Raw genomic sequence first — 2,468 nt, 5'->3', positions numbered from 1 at the left:
AACGGCAGCGCACGGCGATGCACCGCCACCTCGAGCGACAGCAGCAGCGCCAGGCGGTGCTGGCCTCGCGCTGGATGCAGGCGGCGCGGCAACTGCGCCTGCGCGCCGTCCAGCGGCTCGACGTGCTGGTCGCACGCCTGGGTGCGCTCGACCCGCAGCGCGTGCTGTCGCGCGGCTATGCGTGGCTCGGTGACGCCGAGGGACGGGCGCTCACATCGGTGAACCAGCTGCAGCCGGGGCAGACCGTGAAAGCCCGGTTGGCCGACGGCCGCATCGAGCGCAGGTGATCGGCATCGAACCCGACAAGCCCCGACGCTGATGCAGGCATGCGCCGCGCAGGCGGCCGGCCTGCGGGTGCTGCCTACAATGCCCATCTCATCCCCCAGGCTCAAGACCAAGGAAGGACAGACCTCATGGAACACACCCTGCCGCCGCTGCCGTATGCGATGGACGCCCTCGCGCCGCACCTCTCGAAGGAGACCTTCGAGTTCCACTACGGCAAGCACCACCAAGCCTACGTGACCAACCTCAACAACCTGATCAAGGGCACCGAGTTCGAGTCGCTGAGCCTGGAAGACATCGTCAAGAAGTCCAGCGGTGGCGTGTTCAACAACGCCGCCCAGATCTGGAACCACACCTTCTTCTGGAACAGCATGAAGCCGCAGGGCGGCGGTGCGCCGAGCGGCGCGCTGGCGGCCGCCATCGACGCCAAGTGGGGCAGCCTGGCCGCCTTCAAGGAAGCCTTCACGAAGAGCGCCGTCGGCAACTTCGGCTCCGGCTGGACCTGGCTCGTGAAGAAGGCGGACGGCTCGGTGGACATCGTCAACACCGGCAACGCCGCCACCCCGCTGACCACCGCCGACAAGGCGCTGCTGACGGTCGACGTGTGGGAGCATGCCTATTACATCGACTTCCGCAATGCGCGCCCGAAGTTCGTCGAGACCTTCCTCAATTCGCTCGTGAACTGGGACTTCGCGGCGAAGAACTTCGCCTGAGTCCCGCCTCGGCGCGATCCCGGGCCGGCCCAGTGCCGGCCTTTTTCATGCCTTGGGCGTCTAGGGTTTGAAGGCGTCGCCGCTGAGGCGGCTGCCCGGCTTGAGCCCGCGTTTGGCGAACCAGCCTGGTTCATCTCGAGCACCAGCCGCACCGGCTGCGTCGAGCACTTCGAATCCAGCGTCTGCGGCGGCATGTCGACGATCTGCGTGATGGTGCCGTCGTCAGCCAGGTAGGCGATCGACAGCGGGAGCAGCGTGTTCTTCATCCAGAAGCACTGCGTCGCGGCCTCGTCGAACACGAACAGCATGCCGTCGTTCGGGGGCATTGTCGGCCGGTTCATCAAACCGATGGCGCGCTGCTCGGGCGTGCGCGCCACCTCGGCCTGGATGTTGTGGATGCCCGCATTGAGGCGCACCGAGGGCAGCTTCTGCGGGCCCGACTGCGCCAGTGCGGTCGCCGCCAGCAGCGAAAGCAGCGCGGGAACGACGAGACGGAGGTGACGGCGAGGTGCGGGCTTGATCTGCATCAGTTCGACGGGGAGAGTTCGGTCCTAGAGTAACGCACGGGGCCGTCCGCAGCCGACCGCAGGCTGACGCCTGCCGCGCTCCGTCGACGCCCCATGCCTGCCACCACCCTGACACTTGCCGCCCCTGCGCTGGCCCTGCCGCCGACCGAACTGTCGGGGCGGCAGCGCGTTGCGCTGGACGACGACACGGCGCTGGCCGCCTGCACGACGTGGCAGGAGGCTGCCGACGGCCGGCGCGAGGCCCGCACCCGGCTGGTCCTGCAGGGGCTGCACTGCGCGGCCTGCGCGGGACTCATCGAGGCGGCACTGGAGCGGGTCGATGGGGTGCGTGCGGCACGGGTGAACGGCGCGTCCGAGCGGGCCGAGGTCGACTGGGACCCCGCCCGCACCCGCGCCTCGGCCCTGATCGAGGCCGTGCAGCGGGCCGGCTACCAAGCCTACCTGGCCGATGCCGAGGACGCCCTGCGGGCCCGACAGGCCGAATCGCGCCAGGCGCTGTGGCGGCTGTTCGTCGCGGCCTTCTGCATGATGCAGGTGATGATGGCCGCGGCGCCCGGCTACTTCGCGGCGCCGGGCGATATCGCGCCCGATCTCGCCGCGCTGCTGCGCTGGTCGGCGTGGGTGCTGACGCTGCCGGTGCTGCTGTTCTCGGCGCGGCCCTTCTTCAGCGGTGCCTGGCAATCGCTGCGCCAGTGGCGCATCGGCATGGACGTGCCGGTGGCGCTCGGCATCGCGGTCACCTTCGTGGCCAGCAGCGCTGCGAGCTTCGACCCTGGCGGGATCTTCGGTCACGAGGTCTATTTCGACTCGCTGACGATGTTCGTCTGCTTCCTGCTGGCCGGCCGCTGGCTCGAGGCGCGCTCGCGCGAGCGCAGCACGCGCTCGCTCGACGCGCTGCTGCGCCGCCTGCCCGACAGCGTCGAGCGACTCGCCGCCGACGGCAGCG

At 69.6% G+C, this 2,468-nt stretch carries 3 protein-coding genes and 1 pseudogene; 3 read left to right on the top strand and 1 reads right to left on the bottom strand.

Going from position 1 to position 2,468, the window contains the following annotated elements:
- On the top strand, nt 1–287 hold a 287-nt coding region (locus x551_RS21190; RefSeq protein ID WP_275452080.1), incomplete at its 5' end, for an exodeoxyribonuclease VII large subunit.
- Between the two features lie 126 nt (nt 288–413).
- Nucleotides 414–995 (top strand): superoxide dismutase [Fe], encoded by a 582-nt coding sequence (gene sodB, locus x551_RS21185; RefSeq protein ID WP_036236374.1) that lies wholly within the window; start codon nt 414–416, stop codon nt 993–995.
- Nucleotides 996–1,055: 60 nt separating this feature from the next.
- Here sodB and x551_RS21180 read toward each other — a convergent pair.
- Nucleotides 1,056–1,522, bottom strand: a pseudogene (locus x551_RS21180) (DUF192 domain-containing protein).
- Between the two features lie 93 nt (nt 1,523–1,615).
- On the opposite strand from x551_RS21180, the gene x551_RS21175 reads away from it, so the two are divergent.
- On the top strand, nt 1,616–2,468 hold an 853-nt coding region (locus x551_RS21175), incomplete at its 3' end, for a cation transporter (protein WP_036251047.1).

It is taken from the genome of Methylibium sp. T29, from assembly GCF_000576205.1.
Taxonomy (GTDB): domain Bacteria; phylum Pseudomonadota; class Gammaproteobacteria; order Burkholderiales; family Burkholderiaceae_C; genus Methylibium; species Methylibium petroleiphilum.
Note: the sequence above shows the minus strand (reverse complement) of the source record. Positions and strands in the feature narration are given on the sequence as shown.

Bases quoted from the DNA above. Each gene is read 5' to 3' on its own strand.
- sodB (WP_036236374.1), top strand. From the start codon at position 414: ATGGAACACACCCTGCCGCCGCTGCCGTATGCGATGGACGCCCTCGCG.